Here is a 19,398-nt window from a genome sequence, read left to right as displayed (position 1 = left end):
ACTTATGGTTCGGTCACCGAGAGCGGGGGTAACTGGACTTATACCCTGAACAACGCCAATGCCACCGTCCAGGCCCTCGCCGATGGCGAGACCCTGGTCGATACCATTACCTTTACTTCCGATGATGGTACAACTGCGACCCAGGCCATCACCATCACCGGGACGAACGATGCGGCCACCATTACGGTATCCCCAGTCGATACCGCGGTCACTGAAGATGATTTGGCCAACCAGACCGCTTCGGGCATGATCGCGATCAGCGATGTCGACAACGGTGAAGGCACGCTGGTGAGCAGTGTTGCGACTTACGGCACCGTGACTGTCGATGGCAGTGGGAACTGGACCTACACCCTCGATAACGGTGATCCTGTTGTCAATGCCCTTGCAGCCGGCGAGACCCTGGTCGATACCATTACCTTTACCTCCGATGATGGTACGACTGCGACCCAGGCCATTACCATCACCGGCGCCAATGATGCCCCAACGGTAACCGACGATTATTACGTGGTCGCAGACAACACGACCTTAACTGTCAATAGCACAAGCGGCCTACTAATCAACGACATTGACCCGGATGGCGACAGCCTGTCGGTCACGGAAATCGGCTTTGGCAGTAACAGTTATTCCGTTCCAGCGAGTGGTAGCGTAACGATTACGACCACGAATGGGGAATTGACGGTTAGTTCTGATGGCAGCTTTGTCTATACCCCTGCCTCGGCCGACGTCCTGGGTGTTGAAGACTTTACCTATACTGTAACTGACAGCCAGGGTGCCTCGACAAATGCGAGCTTCGGTGTCGAAGTGGATGCAGTCGCAGAAAATCCGACTCTAGTAAGCGCTTCGCTTGGCAACAATGGTTATGCCTACTCGGTCGCAGAAGACAAGGCCACCGGAAGTGCGTTTCTCTGGCAACTCGACATGGTAACCGGGGATATAACGAAGATAGGACTGGCGCAGTCAATCGAACTGGATACTACGATAGGTTTACCCGCCTCTGCGGCTGCCGGGGATACGTTAACGGTTGTGGCTGAAGGTGAGACCGTGCAAATAGTACTAACAGCTGCCGACATCACTAATGGCAGCGTCAGCGTTACCTTTCATCCAACCGGCGCAGGCAGCAATTTCACTGCATCAGCTAGCCTGACCGATGCTTCGGGAAATACTACGCCGAGCGGTATCGCTTCAGCGTTGATCGATCACGTACCAAGCAATGCTCCTTCGGTAACCATCACCGAAGATAGCAACAACAATAGGATTATTTCGGCAACCGAACTGGCAGGCGATCTTAATGTGGCTATCGGTATACCGTCGTCCGCGTTAGCCGGTGATGTCATCACCATCACGGATGGAACGACTACGACGGCGCTGGTTTTAACATCCGCCGATATTTCGAGTGGAAACATAACCACTACGTTTGGGGCGCCGGTAGAAGGAAGCACGATTACGGTCCATGCAACCCATACGGATGGCTCCGGAAATGTATCCGAGACCGGCATCGATTCTGCACTGCTCAACACGCTTGGCGTAGATGCCCCCACAGTCAGTATAAACAAGGACGGTGACGGCGATGGCTTTATCGACTTCGGGACCCTCAAAGTCCAGGAACTCGACATCGAGGGACTTACCTATGACCCCGCGACCGACTACCTGTACGGTATGGGAACCGGACAACATCCCGGTCTTTTCGCCTTCAGCAAGGACGAGGCATATATCGCGCAAAATGGTGGCAGCGCTGTAGTCCGCGAATATTTAGAACTGAGTGGGCCGAATAACGACCTCCTCGACATAAATAGCGGCTCGATGGGAGGAACAATCGGTCCCGGTGACACCTTGTATTACACTAATGTTGAGGGCAACTCATCGATTCTCTACAGCATCGATAAAGCAACTGGAGAAGTCACCGAGTTCGGCGATCTCGGCGAAAAAACCGGCGCATTCGATTTTTATCAAGAAACTGCCGAGTTCCTCGGGCTCGTCACTAGTACCAACAAGACCTACCTGCATTCGTTCGATCTGTCGGACCCGGGTAACATCACCAATACCCAATTGTTTGAAATCGGGCAAAACCTCGATATACAGGGTATGTCACCTGGGCCGAACGGTAACCTGTGGGCACTTGACCGCGCAACTGGAGAGATCTACGAAATCGATATCAACACCGGGACAGTAAGCCTGCTGGTTTCAACCGCCGTGAACGAATTGCAGGGCGATGGTTTCGAATCGTTGGCCGTAGGCCCGCGTCCAAACAATCTCGAGCCCGGCGCCGAGTTTACTTACAATCTAAGCGCCAATTTCGGCACTAATAACCTCGCCGAGGAGATCCACTATTTCCTCGTGCACCTGCCTGATGCAGCCATGTCCGATGGCCTCACTTTTCCGACAGGTCAGCCCAATACCTCCCTCGTCACTCTCGCGGCTGGCAATAACTATGGCCTGACGGCGGGAACCTATGTTCGTATCGAGGCAGATCCAACAATCGATGCGTCGGGTACGGCCGAGGTTTCCATCATTCTGGAGGCACCGGTTTCGTCCGATAGCTTTGAATTATCAGTCTATGCAGTCGAGGAAGATACCCGGGTAGATCTGAACTTAGCGACCAACTTTGCGGTTACTCAAGCAGCGGATGACCAGACATTCGTCACCACCTATGACATTGAAATTTCTGGGTCCTTCGCCGACGGTCTAGAGGGCACCAGTATATTAGGAAGTAATCTTACCGATAGCATTTCCGGTAACGCGGGCGACGACATAATTTTTGGCGCCGACAATGACGACTGGATATCGGGCGGAGCTGGATCAGACAAGCTTAATGGCGGAGCCGGAGCGGATATTCTGATCGGTGGCAGCGGTGATGACAGCCTCATTGGCGGTGACGGCATCGATATCTTCGCGCTCGAATCCGGTGATGAAGGTACGGTTGGCACGCCCGCCGTCGATACCATTGCCGATTTCACCGCGGGTGTCGGTGGCGACGTACTCGACCTTTCCGACATGTTGCAGGGGGAAGACCTGGGTTCACTGGACGGATTCCTAAATTTCAGTTATGACGGTGCCGCCGGCGCTACCATAATCAACATCGACGTCGACGGTGACACTGGAACATTCGAGACTTCACAGCAAATTGTGCTAAGTGGTGTCGACTTAACGGCCGGTGGAACACTGACCGATGCAGATATCCTCAACAACCTGCTCAATGACGGTAACCTGATAGTCAATGAATAGATAAATTACCGCTATCTATTATAGGGCCAGGGACGGCCTTATCCATTCAGAAAAACTGAAAACTATTCAATTTGTTGAATTTTTGAAACTTTACAAGGAGAAATGATTCTCACAATGCCATTCTCCAGGGAATAATAGTGGATTTTAATTTCTAGACGATTATGATCTCTGCTGCTTAGTACTTAGGAATGGAGTACAGAGATGATTCGATCAGGCCACCACCTATCATCTGGTCGGTTTAATACCGCCATCACTTTCTTTCTCGCTTCAATAACACTACTCATATCGGGCTGTGAAGATCCGCCACCTCCTACTTTGGAGGAAATCGGTGAACAAATATTCCTCAACGAAACTTTTTCCGGAAACGGGCGTACCTGCGCTACTTGCCATCGACCAACAGACAATTTCGGGCTGACCCCTTCATTTATAGCAACCCTGGATCCCAGCGATCCGCTGTTTGTCGCCGAAACGAACTCGGATCTTGCCGAAAACTTTGAAAACCCGGTTTTAATGCGAGGGTTCGCGCTGATATTGGAAAATCAAGATGGTTTTGCTGATCTGGAAGGTGATTTCAATATGCGTGGTGTCCCGCATACGCTAGCCCAGAAAACCTCGATCGATAGCCGTGACGGGCCTCGCACGGGGTGGTCTGGTGACGGCGCACCCGGCGATGGTTCGTTGCGATCTTTTGCAGTCGGCGCCGTGATTCAACATTTCACTAAAACGACCGACAGAATTGTCGGGGTAGACTTCCGGCTTCCCACGGATGATGAGCTCGATGCGCTTGAGGCTTTTCAGTTATCTCTCGGTCGACAGGTAGAATTAGAGCTTCCCCTTGGATTAAAAGGTATCGTCGCCGCGAGGGGTCAGGAAATTTTCATGGATAACGGTTTGGGGAAGTGTAACGCATGCCACTTCAATGCCGGTGCTAACGGAGATCCTGCTATTTTCGGGGCCGGTGCCGGTAATTTGAACTTCAACACGGGTGTGGAGGATCTACCCGATCAGCCTGCCAGGCTTACCGATCAACGGGTACCGCCGGATGATGGTTTCGGATCTCCAGGAAACGGCGAATTTAATACACCGACACTGGTCGAAGCAGCAGACACAGGACCGTTTTTTCATAATAACTCGGTGGAAACAATCGAAGGCTCGGTCGCATTTTATAATGGAGATGCGTTTACCAATTCTCCTGCAGGTCAATTGCTGGTTAATGCAACTGGCAGTGCAATTAATTTAGACGCGACCCAGGTCGTAGCCGTTGCTGCATTTTTGCGGGTTATTAACGCGTTGGAAAATATACGCAGCAGCATTGATTTACTCGAGCGCGCCTCGGAAGAATCAGATGATGATATCGAGCACAGCAAACCATTGTTGGAACGCGCGATTTCCGAAACCGATGATGCCCTGCAGGTATTAAGCGGTGGGGGCCTGCACCCCGAAGCAGTGATCAGCCTGGAGACAGCGCTTGCTTTGGTCCAAAAAGCGATATCCGCTTCAAAGACAAAGGATCGAAACCAGTATGTCAAGGATGCGATTTCGGCGCATATTGAAGCGCGAAATAATCTGTCGGAATAGATTCCGTCGATATCGATAATGGAGGTTATCTAATGAGAGCTTTAAATATGAGCAAAATCTCGACTGTAACGTTGCTCTTGACGATCACTTTTTGGGGGCCGTCTTTGAGTTACGCCCAACAAAGCGCCGAACAGTTTATTCCAATTGGAATGTCACCCGGCATTTCAAACAAGTACAGCTACATCGGTAAAATCACTGTCGTAAACAGGCAGACTAATAGCTTTGTGATGCAAACCAGTACCGGCGAAAAAGAAATTACTATTTCCCCATCGACTCGAATGTGGCTTGATCGCTCAAAAAAGAAAAAAACCAATATCGAAGCGAGCATCGACGATTGCGAAGCAGGACGTAAAGTTGAGGTTATGCATAGCCGTGAAAACGAAAATATTGCCGACTGGGTCAAAATCGAATCATCGTGATAACTATCGATTACCGCATTACTAACCAGGGATCGGTTCTCGCCAGGTTGGGCATCAACTTGCATGTACTAGTCTGATGCGATCTTAGACAGAACCGAGCGTAGATTATCTGGAATATCCACTGGTTTTTGATTGTCGCGGTCCACGTAGACATGCACGAAATGGCCCTGTGCAATCGCTGGTTCACGATCCTTTACAAACAGCCCGATTTCATAGCGTACCGAACTGAGGCCGAGGTGAGCAATCCGGATACCTACCTCGATATCCTCGGGAAACGCGGCACTGGCGAAAAAATTACAATGCGTTTCAACCACGAGACCGATCACGTCGCCCTGGTGGATATCGAGCACTCCCTGGTCGATTAAAAACCGATTCACCGCCGTATCAAAATAACTGTAGTACTGGACATTGTTGATATGGCCATAAACGTCGTTATCCATCCAGCGCGAGGTGATGGTTAGAAACTGCCGGTAGGTGCCCCGCCGATTCGGTTCCTGCTTTGTTGGCATCTGAACTTCCCGATCGTTACCCGATCAATACAGCTAATGACCCGACTCTGAAAATATAATCAATTAAATTCAGTACCGAATCCGTTTTTATTAAAGTGTAAGCGGTTATACAATCCAATACATTCCTAATGTTGTTTGTGTTTATGTGGATCGCGTTCAGCCTGTCGGTTTGAAGCGTTTTTTTCCACAACAACTCCTGCAAGGGTCGTTCAATCACTGAACTCATCGATCCAACGCGTGATTTCCATAATCTGAAGCAATCCCATGCACGGTACGCCCCGATAGAGCGCCTAAAATCAAATATCTAGCTAAAACGTGCGCTGCCACACAAAATCACTTTGGGTTATTTAACCCATATGGGGTAAATAAGGCTATAAGTTACTATAAGGCGATAAATTACTATAAAATAAAACTCCTTAATGGAACGAGTTAAATAAAGGGATAGGTAATATATGGATCGCAGGCGTTCATCCCATATCGTATCCGAGATTTACGAAGCAACCATTGACGCATCGCACTGGGATTACGTGGTGGCCATGGTCACGAAATTGACGCGCTCAAACGCCGCTTGCCTGTATTACATTAACAAAGAAATGGAAGTTGCAAGCAGTATCGCACAGTACGGGCTGCCCGAGGATCAACGCATCAGTTTTGGCGATCAATGCGATTCGTTGGATGGTATGTTTGCGAAGAGTGGAACCGGTTCTTCGGAAGACCTGAGGTGCATTCAGTTTCATCCGGGCAGCAAAGGCGTTATGCCAATCGATTCCGCACTTTACCAATCCTGGATGAAACCCAACGGCATTTATTATGTGGGTGGTGCCCAGGTTGTCGATACCAAGACCCACAAGGCCGGAATCGTGATACTGCGTAAAAAAAGCGTTGGGGAATGGAGCGATGGTGACATGCGGGTAATCGATGAAATACTGCCGCACATGAGCCGCGCCCTGAAGATACACTCCGAATTCACGCATTTACGGCTCAGACAAGATGCCTTGCTGAAAGGTCTCGACCGACTGGTTATCGGTCTCATCCTTTACGACCGTAACGGTCAACCCGTGTATATCAATCCGACAGCAAAAGCGATTATTGAAACGCACCCGGCACTGGAGTTACAGGAAGGGAATTTATTTCTGATCAACCCGGAAGATGAAAAAAATCTGCGCAAGACGATTATCGATACCGCAGCGATCGATCCCGATGATTCGTGGAAACAAAGCGTTGCCATCGGCATTACTCACCCGGACGTCGAGGCTCCCCTGCCAATCCTGGTTACACCGATGCACGCGCAGCTGATTACTTCGGATCTCGATTACGAGGGGGCAAAGGTTGCAGTGTTTTTAAGTGACCCTAACCTGCAGCAACCAATATCGGTCGACAACCTGGTGAGCGTATATAACCTGACACCATCGGAAGCCCAGGTTGCAATCAGTCTCGCTAACGGTCACAGCATCGATCAGATCGCCAATCAGTCCCACCACAGTGCGCATACGATCCGATCCCAGTTGAAATCAGTGTTTCGCAAAACCGGCGTATCGCGCCAAAGCGAACTGATCAAGCTGTTACTGACCGGCCCGTTTGCGCAGAGAAGGCGCTCGGCCACGACCTGACGGCCTTTTTACAAGACCGTTCGTTGAAAACAATATAAAAGGATGGGCTCCGGCCTGCGTCAGCAGGTGGACGACTCTAGTTGCGATACGGAGCTGTTACTGAACGATACTATAAAAAAACAGGATAATAATGGTCCAGATCAGGATACCGCTACCGAATGCAAGCAGAAGGCCGAGACGCTGAAAATGCTCTTGCTCTTGCTGTTGTTTGGTCAAAATAGGAGATCCGTTAACTGTCTATTAAATAATAAATAGTACAATTCCCGCAAAGATCATGAATAATGACGCATTGAATTGTACCGTTTATTCTCAGGTTTATCCAGATAACCACTATATCTAGTGTTCTTGAGCCGCATTCGATACCATATATTGTTTATCGGTAAAGTTACTGTGGATAAATGTTTCGCCCTTTGAAATGAGTATATTTGAATAGTAAGAGCTCATTTTAGAATCGGATCACTGCTCAATTAATTGCCAATCCACACGGTTTAGCGTTTCCAGGAAATCTGATGATCTTGAAATTCATTAGTGGAGCGAGAGGTTTCGAAGTGCCCATCTCAACTTTAAGTTCATCCCCACGCAAGTGAGGATCTTTCACGCCTATCATCCCAAGGCGAGAGGATTTCATGCGCGCCATCCATGGCGCGCACCCCTTCGGGGCAGCGCACTATGTGCGCTGTGCAAACCGGCAGTCCCTGCCATTTTGTGAACCTCGGGTTCGGTTCCATTCTCCCGACCAAATTCAAAGTCAAAAATAAGGCCTCAAACTTGCGGTAAGAGGCCTTATTTTTGACTTTGAATTTGGTCGGGGCGAGAGGATTTGAACCTCCGACCACCTGCACCCCATGCAGGTACGCTACCAGGCTGCGCTACGCCCCGTTTATAAAGTGGTATTTGACGCTAGATTTAGCGTTTTAGCAAGGTCAGAAGTTCTTCGAGTTCGATCAGGGTCTGGCGGATGATTTGCTGGCTTTGACTGACATCGTCTTTTGCACCCTCGCCTTCGAGGCGCTGGCGGGCACCGCCAATGGTAAAGCCCTCGTCGTATAGCAGACCGCGTATCTGGCGTATCAGCAATACATCGTGACGTTGGTAGTATCTCCGGTTGCCGCGGCGTTTAACCGGCTTTAGCTGGGGGAATTCCTGCTCCCAGTAGCGTAATACATGGGGTTTGACGTCGCAAAGCTCAGCAACTTCACCAATGGTGAAGTAACGCTTACCTGGTATTACCGGTAATTCGTTATTGTTGCTCGCTTCCAGCATACGCTTCTACCCTTATTTTTAATTTTTGCCCGGGCCGAAAAGTAACCACTTTCCTGGCAGAGATGGGAATTTCTTCGCCAGTCTTCGGATTGCGTCCGGGCCTTTCAGCCTTTGACCGGGTTAAAAAATTTCCAAAGCCAGACAACTTGACCTGGTGGCCGGTTTCAAGGGCTACTTTTACTTCTTCGAAAAATTGCTCGACTATTTCCTTAGCTTCTCTCTTATTGAGACCAAGTTCTTCAAATAGCATTTCGGCCATATCAGCCTTGGTCAATGACATCAGCTCTCCCTCAATTCAGCGTTGAAACGTTCTTTTAGTTGTGCGAGGACTTTAGCAACAAATTTATCCACATCCTCGTCAAGAAGAGTGCGTGAAAAGTCCTGTAAAATCAAGCCCAAAGCGACACTTTTTCGATTATTTCTCACTTCTTTTCCAGTATAGACGTCAAATACAAATACTTCCTGCAATATTTCATTTTTTATCGCATAAATGCTGTCGATCAGGTCACAAACGGGTAGATTTTTATCAACGGTAATTGATATATCGCGCCTGATCGAAGGAAATCGTGACATTTCAACGAAATTCGGCAATTTTGCCGTCAGTATCGCTGAAAGTTTAATTTCGAATACAAATACGGATTGGCTTATATCGAGTTTTTTCAACACCTCGGGATGCAAGCTGCCGACAAAACCACCGGGGTCACCGCGTATTATCAAGTCGGCCGCCTGTCCGGGATGCAAGATCGGGTTATTCGAACGTATATAAGTCAGCTCATTCTGAGCGGAAAGATTTAATATCGACTCGAGGTCACCCTTGATATCATAGAAATCAACGTCCTCGCCCCGCGCGTATATCCCCTCCGCTTGACGTCCCCCGGTTATAACGGCTGCGATGTGGGGAGTCTGTTCAAGACCGTCTTTGGTGGGGATAAAGCACAGGCCGGTCTCGAATACCCGCACGCGCGTCTGCTGGCGATTGAGGTTGTGTTGCAAGGCCTGGATCAGGCCTGGCAACAAGCGGGTACGCATGACCGACATATCCGCCGAAATAGGATTCGACAACGGCAGCGTCTGCTGCCCCGGGTCGAGTACATCCTGTAGCTCCGATGAAACAAAGGAATAGGTGATGGCCTCGTAATACCCCTGGTCAGCCAAAACCTCACGGATACGGTTAACGTCGACCTTTCGTTCGGTAAAGCTGTCCATCTCGGAAAGCACAGCATCGCGACTGCCGGGAATATTGTTGTAACCGATTAGCCGGCCGATCTCTTCGATCAGGTCAGCTTCAATTTCAATATCAAAGCGATAGCTTGGCGGAATTACCTCCCAGCCGAGATTGGTTTCTTTGACCTGCATGTTTAAGCGCAGCAGCATATCGCTGATCTCATCCCGGTCCACTTCAATTCCCAGCAGTCGGTTCACACGTTCGTAACGTAGCTCAACTTTTGGGGTGCCCGGTAAATGCGCCTCGGCGACCGCGTCGATCACCGGACCAGCTTTACCACCAACGATATCGAGTAATAACCCGGTGGCACGCTCCATTGCCTGCAAGGGTAACTGGGCATCGACTCCGCGCTCAAAATGATGCGATGCATCGGTGTGCATGCCAAAACTTCGCGCCTTTCCTGCAAGTTTGATTAACGTGAAATGCGCGGCCTCGAGAAATATGTTGCGGGTATCTGATTGTACGGAACTATCGAGCCCGCCCATAATACCTGCCAGCGCTACCCCCTGGTGATGATCCGCAATCAGCAACGTATCGTCGCGGCATTCAACTTCGCTTTGATCAAGCAAGGCGACTTTTTCCCCCACCTGGGCCAGGCGCACCTTGATCCCGCCCTTGAGCTTATCGAAATCGAAACCGTGCATCGGCTGCCCGAGTTCCGTCATGACGTAGTTGGTAACATCGACTACTGGGCTGATCGGACGATGCCCGCAGCGACGCAGTTTTTCCTGCATCCACAGCGGAGTTTGCGCCTGCGGATTGATGTCTCGAATCACACGACCAACATAACGCGGGCAGTGTTCCGGGGCTTCCAGTTCAACCGAAAAGCTGTCATCGATTTCAGCGGCTACCATTTCTATATTCGGTGCATTCAATGGCATTTTATTGAGTGCGGATACTTCTCGCGCAATCCCGGCAATACTCAGACAATCGCCTCGATTCGGGGTCAAATCGATATCGATAATATTGTCATCGAGGGAAAGGTATTCGACGATCGGGGCACCCGGTGTTGCATCATCGGGTAATTCCATAATACCTTCGGATGATTCCTCGAGTTGTAATTCCGCAGCTGAACAAATCATGCCCTGCGATTCGACCCCACGCAGCCTGGCCTTTTTAATTTTGATTCCCGGCAATACCGCGCCCACCCGCGCCAGCGCCACTTTTAAATCGACACGGACGTTGCTGGCACCACAAACAACCTGCCAGGTATCGCTGCCATCGCTAACCTTGCATACGCTGAGCTTATCGGCATCGGGATGTTGTTCGAGCGCAATAACTTCAGCCACGACAACATTGTCGAGTTCCGGCGCAGCTGAAGCAATACTTTCTACTTCGAGCCCCGCCATGGTCAATTGCGCAACCAGGGCGTCACTATCGATCGGTGGACTAACCCATTCGCGTAACCAGTTTTCGCTTAGCCTCATTGCGATACCCGACTACGCGAATTGCTGCAGGAATCGCAGATCATTATCGAAGAACAAGCGCAAGTCATTGACCCCGTAACGCAGCATGGCCATGCGCTCTACTCCCAAACCGAAAGCGTAGCCCGTATATTTTTCGCTATCGACTCCGGTATGACGGAACACTTCGGGATGCACCATGCCACAACCCAATATTTCCAGCCAGCCGGTATGGCCGCAAACCCGGCAACCGCTACCGGAACACATAACGCAACTGATATCGACTTCCATCGAAGGCTCGGTGAAAGGAAAGTAAGACGGTCTGAAGCGGGTCTTCAGGTCATCCTGCTCGAAGAAAAGCTTGAGAAATTCCTCCAGGGTTCCTTTCAGATCGGCGAAAGATACGTTTTCGTCGACTAGCAGGCCTTCGACCTGGTGAAACATCGGGGTGTGCGTTAAGTCCGAGTCGCAACGATACACCCGGCCCGGCGCGATGACCCGGTAAGGTGGCTCCTGATTTTGCATAACCCGAATTTGTACCGGCGAGGTATGCGTGCGCAGCAACATACCATTGTCGAAATAAAAGGTATCGTGCATCGCCCGCGCGGGATGATGCGCATGTATATTGAGCGCCTCGAAGTTGTGAAAGTCGTCTTCAACTTCGGGGCCCTCGGCAATATCGAAACCGAGCTTGCCAAACATTTTGTCGATACGATTCATCGTCGACGTGACCGGGTGCAACCCACCGGTACTGTTTCTTCTACCCGGCAATGAAATATCAATTGTTTCAATTTGCAGACGCGACGCTATTTCGGCATTACTCAACGCCGCCTTGCGCGATTCCAGCAATTCCTGGATCTGGAGCTTGACCTCGTTTATCGCCTGGCCCGCGGCGGGCCTGTCCGCGGCGGGTAACTGACCGAGATTCTTCAACTGCGCCGTCAATTCGCCTTTCTTGCCCAGGTAGGCGACCCGCACGGCATCGATCGCGGCCATGTCGTCAGACTGGCTGATCGAGCGAGAAGCCTGCTCCAGCAGGGCTTTAAGATCTAGAGACATTTATCCGGCCAATGTTTTCAACGACAGGGTTTACCCTGCCGTTGATAACTTGAACTTTACGCGGCTTCCAGGCCAGCCCTGGCTTTTTCAACCAGTGCGGTAAAGGCGGGTTTATCGAAAATGGCAATATCTGAAAGCACCTTGCGATCGATTTCAATCGAGGCTTTTTTCAGCCCGTTCATGAATACGCTGTAAGACATCCCGTTTTCGCGTGCCCCGGCGTTGATACGTGCAATCCAGAGCGCTCGGAATTGGCGCTTGCGCTGACGCCGGTCGCGGTATGCATATTGTCCTGCCTTGGTGACAGCCTGCTTGGCGACGCGAAATACTTTACTGCGTGCACCACGATAGCCTTTGGCCTTGCCCAGAACCTTCTTGTGACGGGCATGTGCGGTAACGCCTCTTTTAACTCTTGGCATGATTTAATCCCCCTACGAATATGGCAGCATGCGACGCACTAACTGCACGTCATTTGCATGGACATCAAGCTTCTCGCCCAGTTGGCGTTTACGCTTGCTCGATTTCTTGGTGAGGATATGACGCAAGTGCGATTGCTTGCGCTTGTAGCCGCCTGCCGCATTTCGCTTGAAACGCTTGGCAGCGCCACTGACTGATTTCATCTTTGGCATCTTAAACTCCCGTTTAATGTTTACGTTAATAGTCCCTGGACGCCGGAGACGCGTCTTCGGGAAGTGGCTAGCCCGCTAATAATAGAGCTGCTAGCGTTTTTTCGGCACCAGCAACATCGTCATCTGGCGTCCTTCCGACTGCGGATATTGATCCACAGTCGTAAATTCTTTGGTGTCCTCTTCTACTCGCTGGAGTAGTTGAGTGCCGAGTTCCATGTGCGCCATTTCCCGACCGCGGAAACGAACTGTCACTTTGACCCGATCACCGATTTCAATAAACTCGGTCAGTTTTCTCAGCTTGACCTGGTAATCACCTTCTTCGGTACCGGGTCGAAACTTAATTTCCTTGATGTGCACCTGGCGCTGCTTTTTGCGCTGATCATGCAATTTTTTCTTTTGCTGGAACCTGAACTTGCCATAATCCATCAATCGACAAACCGGCGGTTCGGCATCCGGTACCAGCTCTACGAGATCTACACTGGCGTCTAACGCCATCTGCTGAGCCTCTTCCAAAGAAACTATACCCTTTTGTTCGCCGTCTTCACCAATAAGCCGAATTTCCGGCGCGGTTATCTCTTCGTTTAAACGGCTCTGTTTGTTGTCTGCGATTTGGGATTCTCCATCAGCAATATTACCCGAAAAAATTAATCCGGTCTTACAACCGGATTACTGTCGTACCAGTTCGACAAAATTGTCGATGGCTAATGAACCCAGGTCTTCACCACCCAGGCCACGCACCGCAACGCGCTCTTCATCCACCTCGCGATCACCGACCACGAGCAGGTACGGAATACGCTGCAAAGTGTGCTCGCGAATTTTAAACCCGACTTTTTCGTTTCTCAAGTCGGAAATGGCCCTGATTCCCTGATTTTTAAGCATTTTTTCAACTTTTTCGGCATAAGGTGCCTGTTTGTCGGTAATATTCATCACCACGGCCTGAACCGGCGCCAGCCAGGCGGGGAATTTACCCTCGTAATGTTCAACCAGAATTCCGAAAAATCGCTCCAGCGAACCGAACAAAGCGCGGTGTAACATAACCGGCCGATGTCGATTACCATCCTCGGCAACGTAAGAAATATCAAAGCGTTCAGGCAGGTTCATATCGACCTGCAAGGTGCCACATTGCCAGTCGCGCCCGATCGCATCACGCAGCACAAATTCGAGCTTGGGACCGTAAAAAGCGCCCTCGCCCGGAAACACCTGGTACTCGAGCTGCATACTGTCCAGGGCATTGGTCAGCGCACTCTCCAGCTTGTCCCAGACTTCATCCGAGCCGATCCGGTTTTCGGGCCGATCTGAAAACTTGATCACGACATCTTCGAAACCGAAATCCTTGTAGATATCGAGCACCAGCGCAATGACATCGATACATTCCTGCTCCATCTGTTCTTCAGTGCAATAAATATGTGCGTCATCCTGGGTGAAGTGGCGTACCCGCAATAAACCATGCAAGGCACCGGACGGCTCGTAGCGGTGCACCTTGCCAAATTCAGCCATGCGTAATGGCAAGTCACGGTAGCTTTTCAAACCCTGTGCGAACATCAATACGGATCCCGGGCAATTCATCGGTTTTAACGCAAATACCCGCTCATCCTCGGTTTGCGTCGAAAACATATGCTCGCGGTAATTTTCCCAGTGCCCCGAAGTTTCCCACAGGCTGCGATCCATCACGTCCGGCGTGTTGACTTCGATGTAGCCGGCCTCTTCCTGGCGCTTGCGCATATAGTTAATCAGCAGATTGAACAGCGTCCAGCCCCTGGGGTGCCAGAACACCGAACCGGGGGCTTCTTCATGCAGGTGGAACAGCTCGAGCTGGCGTCCCAGTTTGCGATGATCACGCTTCTCGGCTTCCTCGAGTCGGTGCAGGTAAGCCTTGAGCTGCTTCTTGTCGGGCCAGGCGGTGCCGTAGATCCGCTGCAGCATTTCGTTTCTCGAATCGCCGCGCCAGTAGGCACCGGCAACCTTCATCACCTTGAAACCATCACCGAGTTTGCCGGTCGAAGGCAGGTGCGGCCCCCGGCAAACGTCGAACCATTCACCCTGGCGGTAAATCGAAACCTCTTCACCTTCGGGAATGATTTCTTCGATAATTTCAACCTTATAGTCTTCCTCAAGGTCAGCGAAGGTCTGCTTGGCGGTTTCACGATCCATAACTTCACGCTCGATCGGCAGGTCGCGTTTGACAATTTCGTGCATGCGCTTTTCGATCTCGACCAGGTCGTCGGGCGTAAAGGGTTCCTGCCGTGCAAAATCGTAATAAAACCCGTCTTCGATCGCAGGACCGATCGTCACCTGGGTGCCCGGAAAAAGTTCCTGTACGGCCTGGGCCATTACATGAGCAGCATCGTGACGCAGTAATTCGAGTGCCTCGGCATCGCGGTTCGTAACAATCGCGACACTGGCATCCTTCTCGATCATGAAGGCCGCATCGACCAGTTCGCCGTCGACCTTGCCCGCAAGCGTTACGCGCGCGAGTCCGGGACCGATATCGTTGGCAATATCCATTACCGATACCGATTGATCAAAATCGCGTTGGGAACCGTCCGGAAGCGTTATCTGGGGCATGTCTTCTCTCCAGTGGTGACCCCTACCAAAGGCCACTTGATATAAAAATCTGGTAGTCGCGAGTGGATTCGAACCACCGACCCCCACCATGTCAAGGTGGTGCTCTAACCAACTGAGCTACGCGACTATGAAATCAGGCACGCGATTATACGAAATAGGGCTGAATAAACAATAGCCTACAGGCTATTTGGCAAAGAATCCGACCAGGTTGGAAACGCCGCGCGCAAACTCGCTTTCAAGCGGGAATGACAGCATGCCCATGACCGAGTAACCGAGCAACCATGGCATCAGGTAAAAACGGGCCATGAAGAAAAACCAGGCCACGTAAAGCGGTACGAACGGTTGAATCAGGAATGACGGTGTTATCCACTTGAATAATTTAATAATCGGGTTGGTGGACTTGACGAAAAACTTCATGAAAAAGAACGTACTGTCTTCCGGCAAAAAGATGCCCATCGCGAAACGTCCGATCAGCGTCCACATGACGACACCCAGCAGGTAATCGAAGATGACTACCCAGATCGGAAATCCCCCAACCATCATAAAAACACTCCACCAAAAAACATAAGGAAATACGGTGACAGTTTACTTAATTCCCACAAAAAATCAGACATGTTCTTAAAGGAATCAATGAATTAAATAAACTGTCTTCCTAATAAGCTACCTGCTTTCTGTGGCGCGCTGAGCGTTGCAAGAGCAAGGCGTAAGTTTGCGAGATAGCGTGCAGTTTACTTAACGAAAATAAGCGCTTCGAGCAAACTTACAACGCAGCTATTGCGACACTCAGCGCGCCACAAATAAAAAAAGCCGGGGCGGACCCCGGCTTTCAACAAGGTACTGCTTTATTATTAGTGTGAAGAACCGAGTACAGTTTCTCCTGACGGTACTCGAATTTCGTCTACCATCGCCTGGGTTTCGGCATCCGGTTCCGGGGTCATCAGCGATACCACGATCATCAGTATCAGGCTGACGGGCATTCCGATAATTCCAAAACGCAGGTGGTCGATACCAATCCATGGATCCATGCCGCCGAAACGCACCTGGTACAGATACCAGGTACCAGCGAGGAAGCCACCAGCCATACCCGCGATTGCACCCTGGCGGTTCGCTCGTTTCCACCAGATACCCAGTACGATCGGGAAGAATAGACCCGAGCAGGCGAAGTCAAATGCCCAGGCTACCGCCCCCAGAATACTGGTTAGCTTGAGACTCGCAACGAATGCACCCGCGGCACCGATAGCGAGTAACAGTCCGCGTGCCACCAGCAGACGCTTACGGGTTTCGGCTTCGGGGTCGATGATCTTGTAGTAAAGATCGTGCGACAGGGCATTTGCGATTGCGAGCAGCAGGCCATCTGCGGTTGACATCGCGGCGGCCATACCACCAGCGGCCACAAGGCCGGAGATGACATAAGGCAGACCGGCGATTTCTGGCGTCGCCAGCACCACGATATCGCCACGCATAAAGAACTCGTTGAGTTGCAGTATGCCGTCGCTATTGGCATCGATGATTTGCGCAAAACCCACGTTACTCCATTTCTGGATCCACTCGAGTGCCTGCACATCGGCGATAGACTTGCCGATAATACCGGTGGCAAGTTCAGGATCGAGAATCTGCAGCTTGGTGAAAGTCGCAAGTGCGGGTGCGGTGAAGTACAGCAGGAAGATGAACATCAGCGACCATGCCACCGACTGGCGCGCAGCACGTACCGACGGCGTGGTAAAGTAGCGCATCAGGATATGCGGTAGCGATGCGGTACCCAGCATCATACAGGCCACTAGCGTGACGAATTTCCAGCTTGCCATAGCGGAATCACCGGCAGTGGCAAACGGAACCGACAGCGCTTTGAGCCCACCCTTGGCGCCGGCAACGGCGTCCAGGGTTCCGAGACCATGCAAGGCTTCGAGCTCGGTAATACGGGCTACCGCATCACCGTAAACGAATTGCGGGATCAGTCCGAAACCCTGCTTGTTCGACATCCAGAATACCGGTACCAGGTAAGCGATAATCAGCACGATGTACTGGGCCACCTGGGTCCAGGTAACCGCACGCATACCACCCAGCATCGAGCACAGCAGGATACCCAGCAGGCCAAACCACACGCCGACTTCAAATGGAATCTGCAGCGCTCGCGCAGCGATCGTACCGGTTGCGTTTATCTGCGCGGTTACGTAGGTAAACGACGCCACCGCCAGTACGACAACACCCAGGAAGCGCGGCAGGTTACCGCCGTAGCGGGTACCGATAAAGTCCGGCACGGTATAGCAGCCAAACTTGCGCAGGTAGGGAGCCATCAGCGACGCAACCAGGATGTAACCCCCGGTCCAGCCGACAACGAAAGCGAGATAACCGTGTCCACCGAAGTAGATGCCACCAGCCATCGCCACGAACGAGGCACCTGACATCCAGTCTGCGGCCGTCGCCATACCGTTGAATACTGCGGGAACCTGTCGCCCGGCCACATAATAGGCGTCAACCGCCATGGTCCTCGACAGGAAGCCGATACCGGCATAGATCACGATGGTAAAGGCAACAAAGAGGATACCGATGGTATCAGCACCGACGCCCATCTGTTCCAGGATTGCCATGAGAAGCACGAATACCAGGAAACCCCCGGTATACAGGCCATATATTTTCGGCAGATTTTCTATAAAAGTGCTGCCAGCCATTTTCTGAGCCATGGTCTAATCCTCCTCTGCTAAGCCGCAGTCGCGGTCGATTCTATCCTGGGCCTTGACGAACCAGAACAACGTGATCACGAATACGACTTCAGAACCCTGGGCGGCCATGTAGAAGCCCAAAGGCCATCCAAAAAATGTTACCGCGTTGAGGCTTGAAGCGAACCAGTGAACGACAAAAGAGAAGATAAACCAGATAGTGAGCGTAACGATCATCAGCGACTTTGTTCTGCGCCAATGCTCAACTCGTTTCGATGTATCCATCATGTCCCCCTAATTTTAATCAGGTTAAACTACGTCAGCGTTTGGTTGTGCGTACGCTTTATTTTTTTAACGCCAGCCTAATATGCCCAGAAATCATGGTATTTGCCAGACAAAAACCCTAGTATTAGCGCTTAGTTACGCCAATTTGGTGCAAATTTTTCTAGCTTAAGCAAAATGCTGTTACATTTGGTAACAAATTAGATCAAATTCATTGAAATCGCTCGAGACCGTCAAAACCCTTGTCAAGCCCCTTTTTACCCGCAGCTACTGGCAGATGGTAGGTGACTATGTCGGCATCGGCAAACACAGGAAAGCTGAACTCGTAACAGACAGAGATTCACTCTCGTCTTTCCTCAACACGCGTGCGAGCCATGTGGCACAGACATCTTTATACGGATACCTACGCACCCGCGCCGGTACCCGTTTCCCGGAAATGTTCGAAAATCCTGATATTCTGACGTCAATCAATATCGCCAAGTGGCATATCTGGCTGGCCTGTCTTTCGGACCTTACCGTCTTCACCGGTCACCACCTGTACCAGTCAGGAGAGATTGACGAGTCCGATCTAAAGGAGTTGATGCAAGCGGCGCTTGAACAGGTGCTTGACGAAATCGGTGCGCCCGAGGAAGCCGGCCCAGATTTTGACGCTGCCACGGAAAAGGTTGTTCAACGCATTGTCACCTGCGACTGGAAACTGGAACGCGACGACGATACCGTTTTCAGCCAGAGCCCCGAGGCATTATTTTACTGGGCACCCATTGCCGATGAGTTAAAAGAGCTCGACGAATCCATCGTAAAAAATTCGATTCGATATCGCTGGATCGAAATACGCCGCAGCTTACGCAAGCTGCTCGACTGCAAGACGCTGGTCGAAACTTTGCGCGCCGCGGAACTTTAGCGCAAGCCCGCCAGGGCCTGTTGCATTGAATGCGAAAGGCTGGTTTTCTGAGTGCCTTCGCTATCGAAGTTTTCCG

Annotated in this window: 17 protein-coding genes and 2 tRNA genes; 5 read left to right on the top strand and 14 right to left on the bottom strand. The window is 51.0% G+C overall.

Annotated features, from left to right (window positions below; translation table 11 throughout):
• From OES20_17160 to OES20_17150, 3 genes are all read left to right on the top strand, one after another.
• Nucleotides 1–3,222, top strand: a 3,222-nt coding sequence (locus tag OES20_17160) for a VCBS domain-containing protein (GenBank protein MDH3636428.1), incomplete at its 5' end; no start/stop codon positions are given.
• A gap of 531 nt (nucleotides 3,223–3,753) precedes the next feature.
• Nucleotides 3,754–4,800, top strand: coding sequence for a hypothetical protein (locus OES20_17155; GenBank protein MDH3636427.1), 1,047 nt, complete (start codon nucleotides 3,754–3,756; stop codon nucleotides 4,798–4,800).
• A gap of 47 nt (nucleotides 4,801–4,847) precedes the next feature.
• Nucleotides 4,848–5,219, top strand: coding sequence for a hypothetical protein (locus OES20_17150; GenBank protein MDH3636426.1), 372 nt, complete (start codon nucleotides 4,848–4,850; stop codon nucleotides 5,217–5,219).
• A 68-nt stretch (nucleotides 5,220–5,287) separates the two neighbouring features.
• Here OES20_17150 and OES20_17145 read toward each other — a convergent pair whose 3' ends face one another.
• Nucleotides 5,288–5,728: an acyl-CoA thioesterase gene (locus OES20_17145; protein MDH3636425.1), complete on the bottom strand. Its 441-nt coding sequence runs from the start codon at nucleotides 5,726–5,728 to the stop codon at nucleotides 5,288–5,290.
• A 452-nt stretch (nucleotides 5,729–6,180) separates the two neighbouring features.
• On the opposite strand from OES20_17145, the gene OES20_17140 reads away from it, so the two are divergent.
• Nucleotides 6,181–7,338 carry a helix-turn-helix transcriptional regulator gene (locus OES20_17140; GenBank protein ID MDH3636424.1) on the top strand — a complete coding sequence of 386 codons (1,158 nt, stop codon included), beginning with the start codon at nucleotides 6,181–6,183 and terminating at the stop codon, nucleotides 7,336–7,338.
• An 802-nt stretch (nucleotides 7,339–8,140) separates the two neighbouring features.
• On the opposite strand, the gene OES20_17135 is transcribed toward OES20_17140, so the two are convergent.
• From OES20_17135 to OES20_17075, 13 genes are all read right to left on the bottom strand, one after another.
• Nucleotides 8,141–8,217: transfer RNA gene (locus OES20_17135), tRNA-Pro, on the bottom strand.
• 27 nt (nucleotides 8,218–8,244) lie between these two features.
• Nucleotides 8,245–8,601 carry a MerR family transcriptional regulator gene (locus OES20_17130; GenBank protein MDH3636423.1) on the bottom strand — a complete coding sequence of 119 codons (357 nt, stop codon included), beginning with the start codon at nucleotides 8,599–8,601 and terminating at the stop codon, nucleotides 8,245–8,247.
• Nucleotides 8,579–8,881 carry an integration host factor subunit alpha gene (locus tag OES20_17125; GenBank protein MDH3636422.1) on the bottom strand — a complete coding sequence of 101 codons (303 nt, stop codon included), beginning with the start codon at nucleotides 8,879–8,881 and terminating at the stop codon, nucleotides 8,579–8,581. Before OES20_17125 ends, OES20_17130 begins: the two co-directional genes overlap by 23 nt.
• The gene (gene pheT / locus OES20_17120; GenBank protein MDH3636421.1) at nucleotides 8,881–11,253 is read right to left on the bottom strand and encodes a phenylalanine--tRNA ligase subunit beta; all 2,373 of its coding nucleotides are present in this window, start codon (nucleotides 11,251–11,253) and stop codon (nucleotides 8,881–8,883) included. Before pheT ends, OES20_17125 begins: the two co-directional genes overlap by 1 nt.
• Nucleotides 11,254–11,265: 12 nt before the next feature.
• A complete protein-coding gene (pheS, locus tag OES20_17115; GenBank protein ID MDH3636420.1) occupies nucleotides 11,266–12,288 on the bottom strand; it encodes a phenylalanine--tRNA ligase subunit alpha in 1,023 nt (340 codons plus the stop codon).
• A gap of 56 nt (nucleotides 12,289–12,344) precedes the next feature.
• The gene (gene rplT, locus OES20_17110; protein ID MDH3636419.1) at nucleotides 12,345–12,707 is read right to left on the bottom strand and encodes a 50S ribosomal protein L20; all 363 of its coding nucleotides are present in this window, start codon (nucleotides 12,705–12,707) and stop codon (nucleotides 12,345–12,347) included.
• A 12-nt stretch (nucleotides 12,708–12,719) separates the two neighbouring features.
• Nucleotides 12,720–12,917: a 50S ribosomal protein L35 gene (gene rpmI, locus OES20_17105; GenBank protein ID MDH3636418.1), complete on the bottom strand. Its 198-nt coding sequence runs from the start codon at nucleotides 12,915–12,917 to the stop codon at nucleotides 12,720–12,722.
• A 90-nt stretch (nucleotides 12,918–13,007) separates the two neighbouring features.
• Nucleotides 13,008–13,526: a translation initiation factor IF-3 gene (infC, locus tag OES20_17100; protein MDH3636417.1), complete on the bottom strand. Its 519-nt coding sequence runs from the start codon at nucleotides 13,524–13,526 to the stop codon at nucleotides 13,008–13,010.
• A gap of 57 nt (nucleotides 13,527–13,583) precedes the next feature.
• A complete protein-coding gene (gene thrS / locus OES20_17095; GenBank protein ID MDH3636416.1) occupies nucleotides 13,584–15,482 on the bottom strand; it encodes a threonine--tRNA ligase in 1,899 nt (632 codons plus the stop codon).
• A 50-nt stretch (nucleotides 15,483–15,532) separates the two neighbouring features.
• Nucleotides 15,533–15,609: transfer RNA gene (locus tag OES20_17090), tRNA-Val, on the bottom strand.
• Nucleotides 15,610–15,665: 56 nt separating this feature from the next.
• Nucleotides 15,666–16,025: a hypothetical protein gene (locus OES20_17085; protein MDH3636415.1), complete on the bottom strand. Its 360-nt coding sequence runs from the start codon at nucleotides 16,023–16,025 to the stop codon at nucleotides 15,666–15,668.
• A gap of 305 nt (nucleotides 16,026–16,330) precedes the next feature.
• Nucleotides 16,331–18,163, bottom strand: coding sequence for a cation acetate symporter (locus OES20_17080; protein MDH3636414.1), 1,833 nt, complete (start codon nucleotides 18,161–18,163; stop codon nucleotides 16,331–16,333).
• 3 nt (nucleotides 18,164–18,166) lie between these two features.
• A complete protein-coding gene (locus OES20_17075) occupies nucleotides 18,167–18,424 on the bottom strand; it encodes a DUF4212 domain-containing protein (protein ID MDH3636413.1) in 258 nt (85 codons plus the stop codon).
• 211 nt (nucleotides 18,425–18,635) lie between these two features.
• On the opposite strand from OES20_17075, the gene OES20_17070 reads away from it, so the two are divergent.
• Nucleotides 18,636–19,322, top strand: a complete 687-nt coding sequence (locus tag OES20_17070; protein ID MDH3636412.1) for an esterase — start codon at nucleotides 18,636–18,638, stop codon at nucleotides 19,320–19,322.
• Nucleotides 19,323–19,398 lie beyond the last annotated feature (76 nt).

The sequence above is a fragment of the Gammaproteobacteria bacterium genome (assembly GCA_029862005.1).
GTDB lineage: Bacteria > Pseudomonadota > Gammaproteobacteria.
This window is presented reverse-complemented; position numbering and strand designations above follow the sequence as displayed.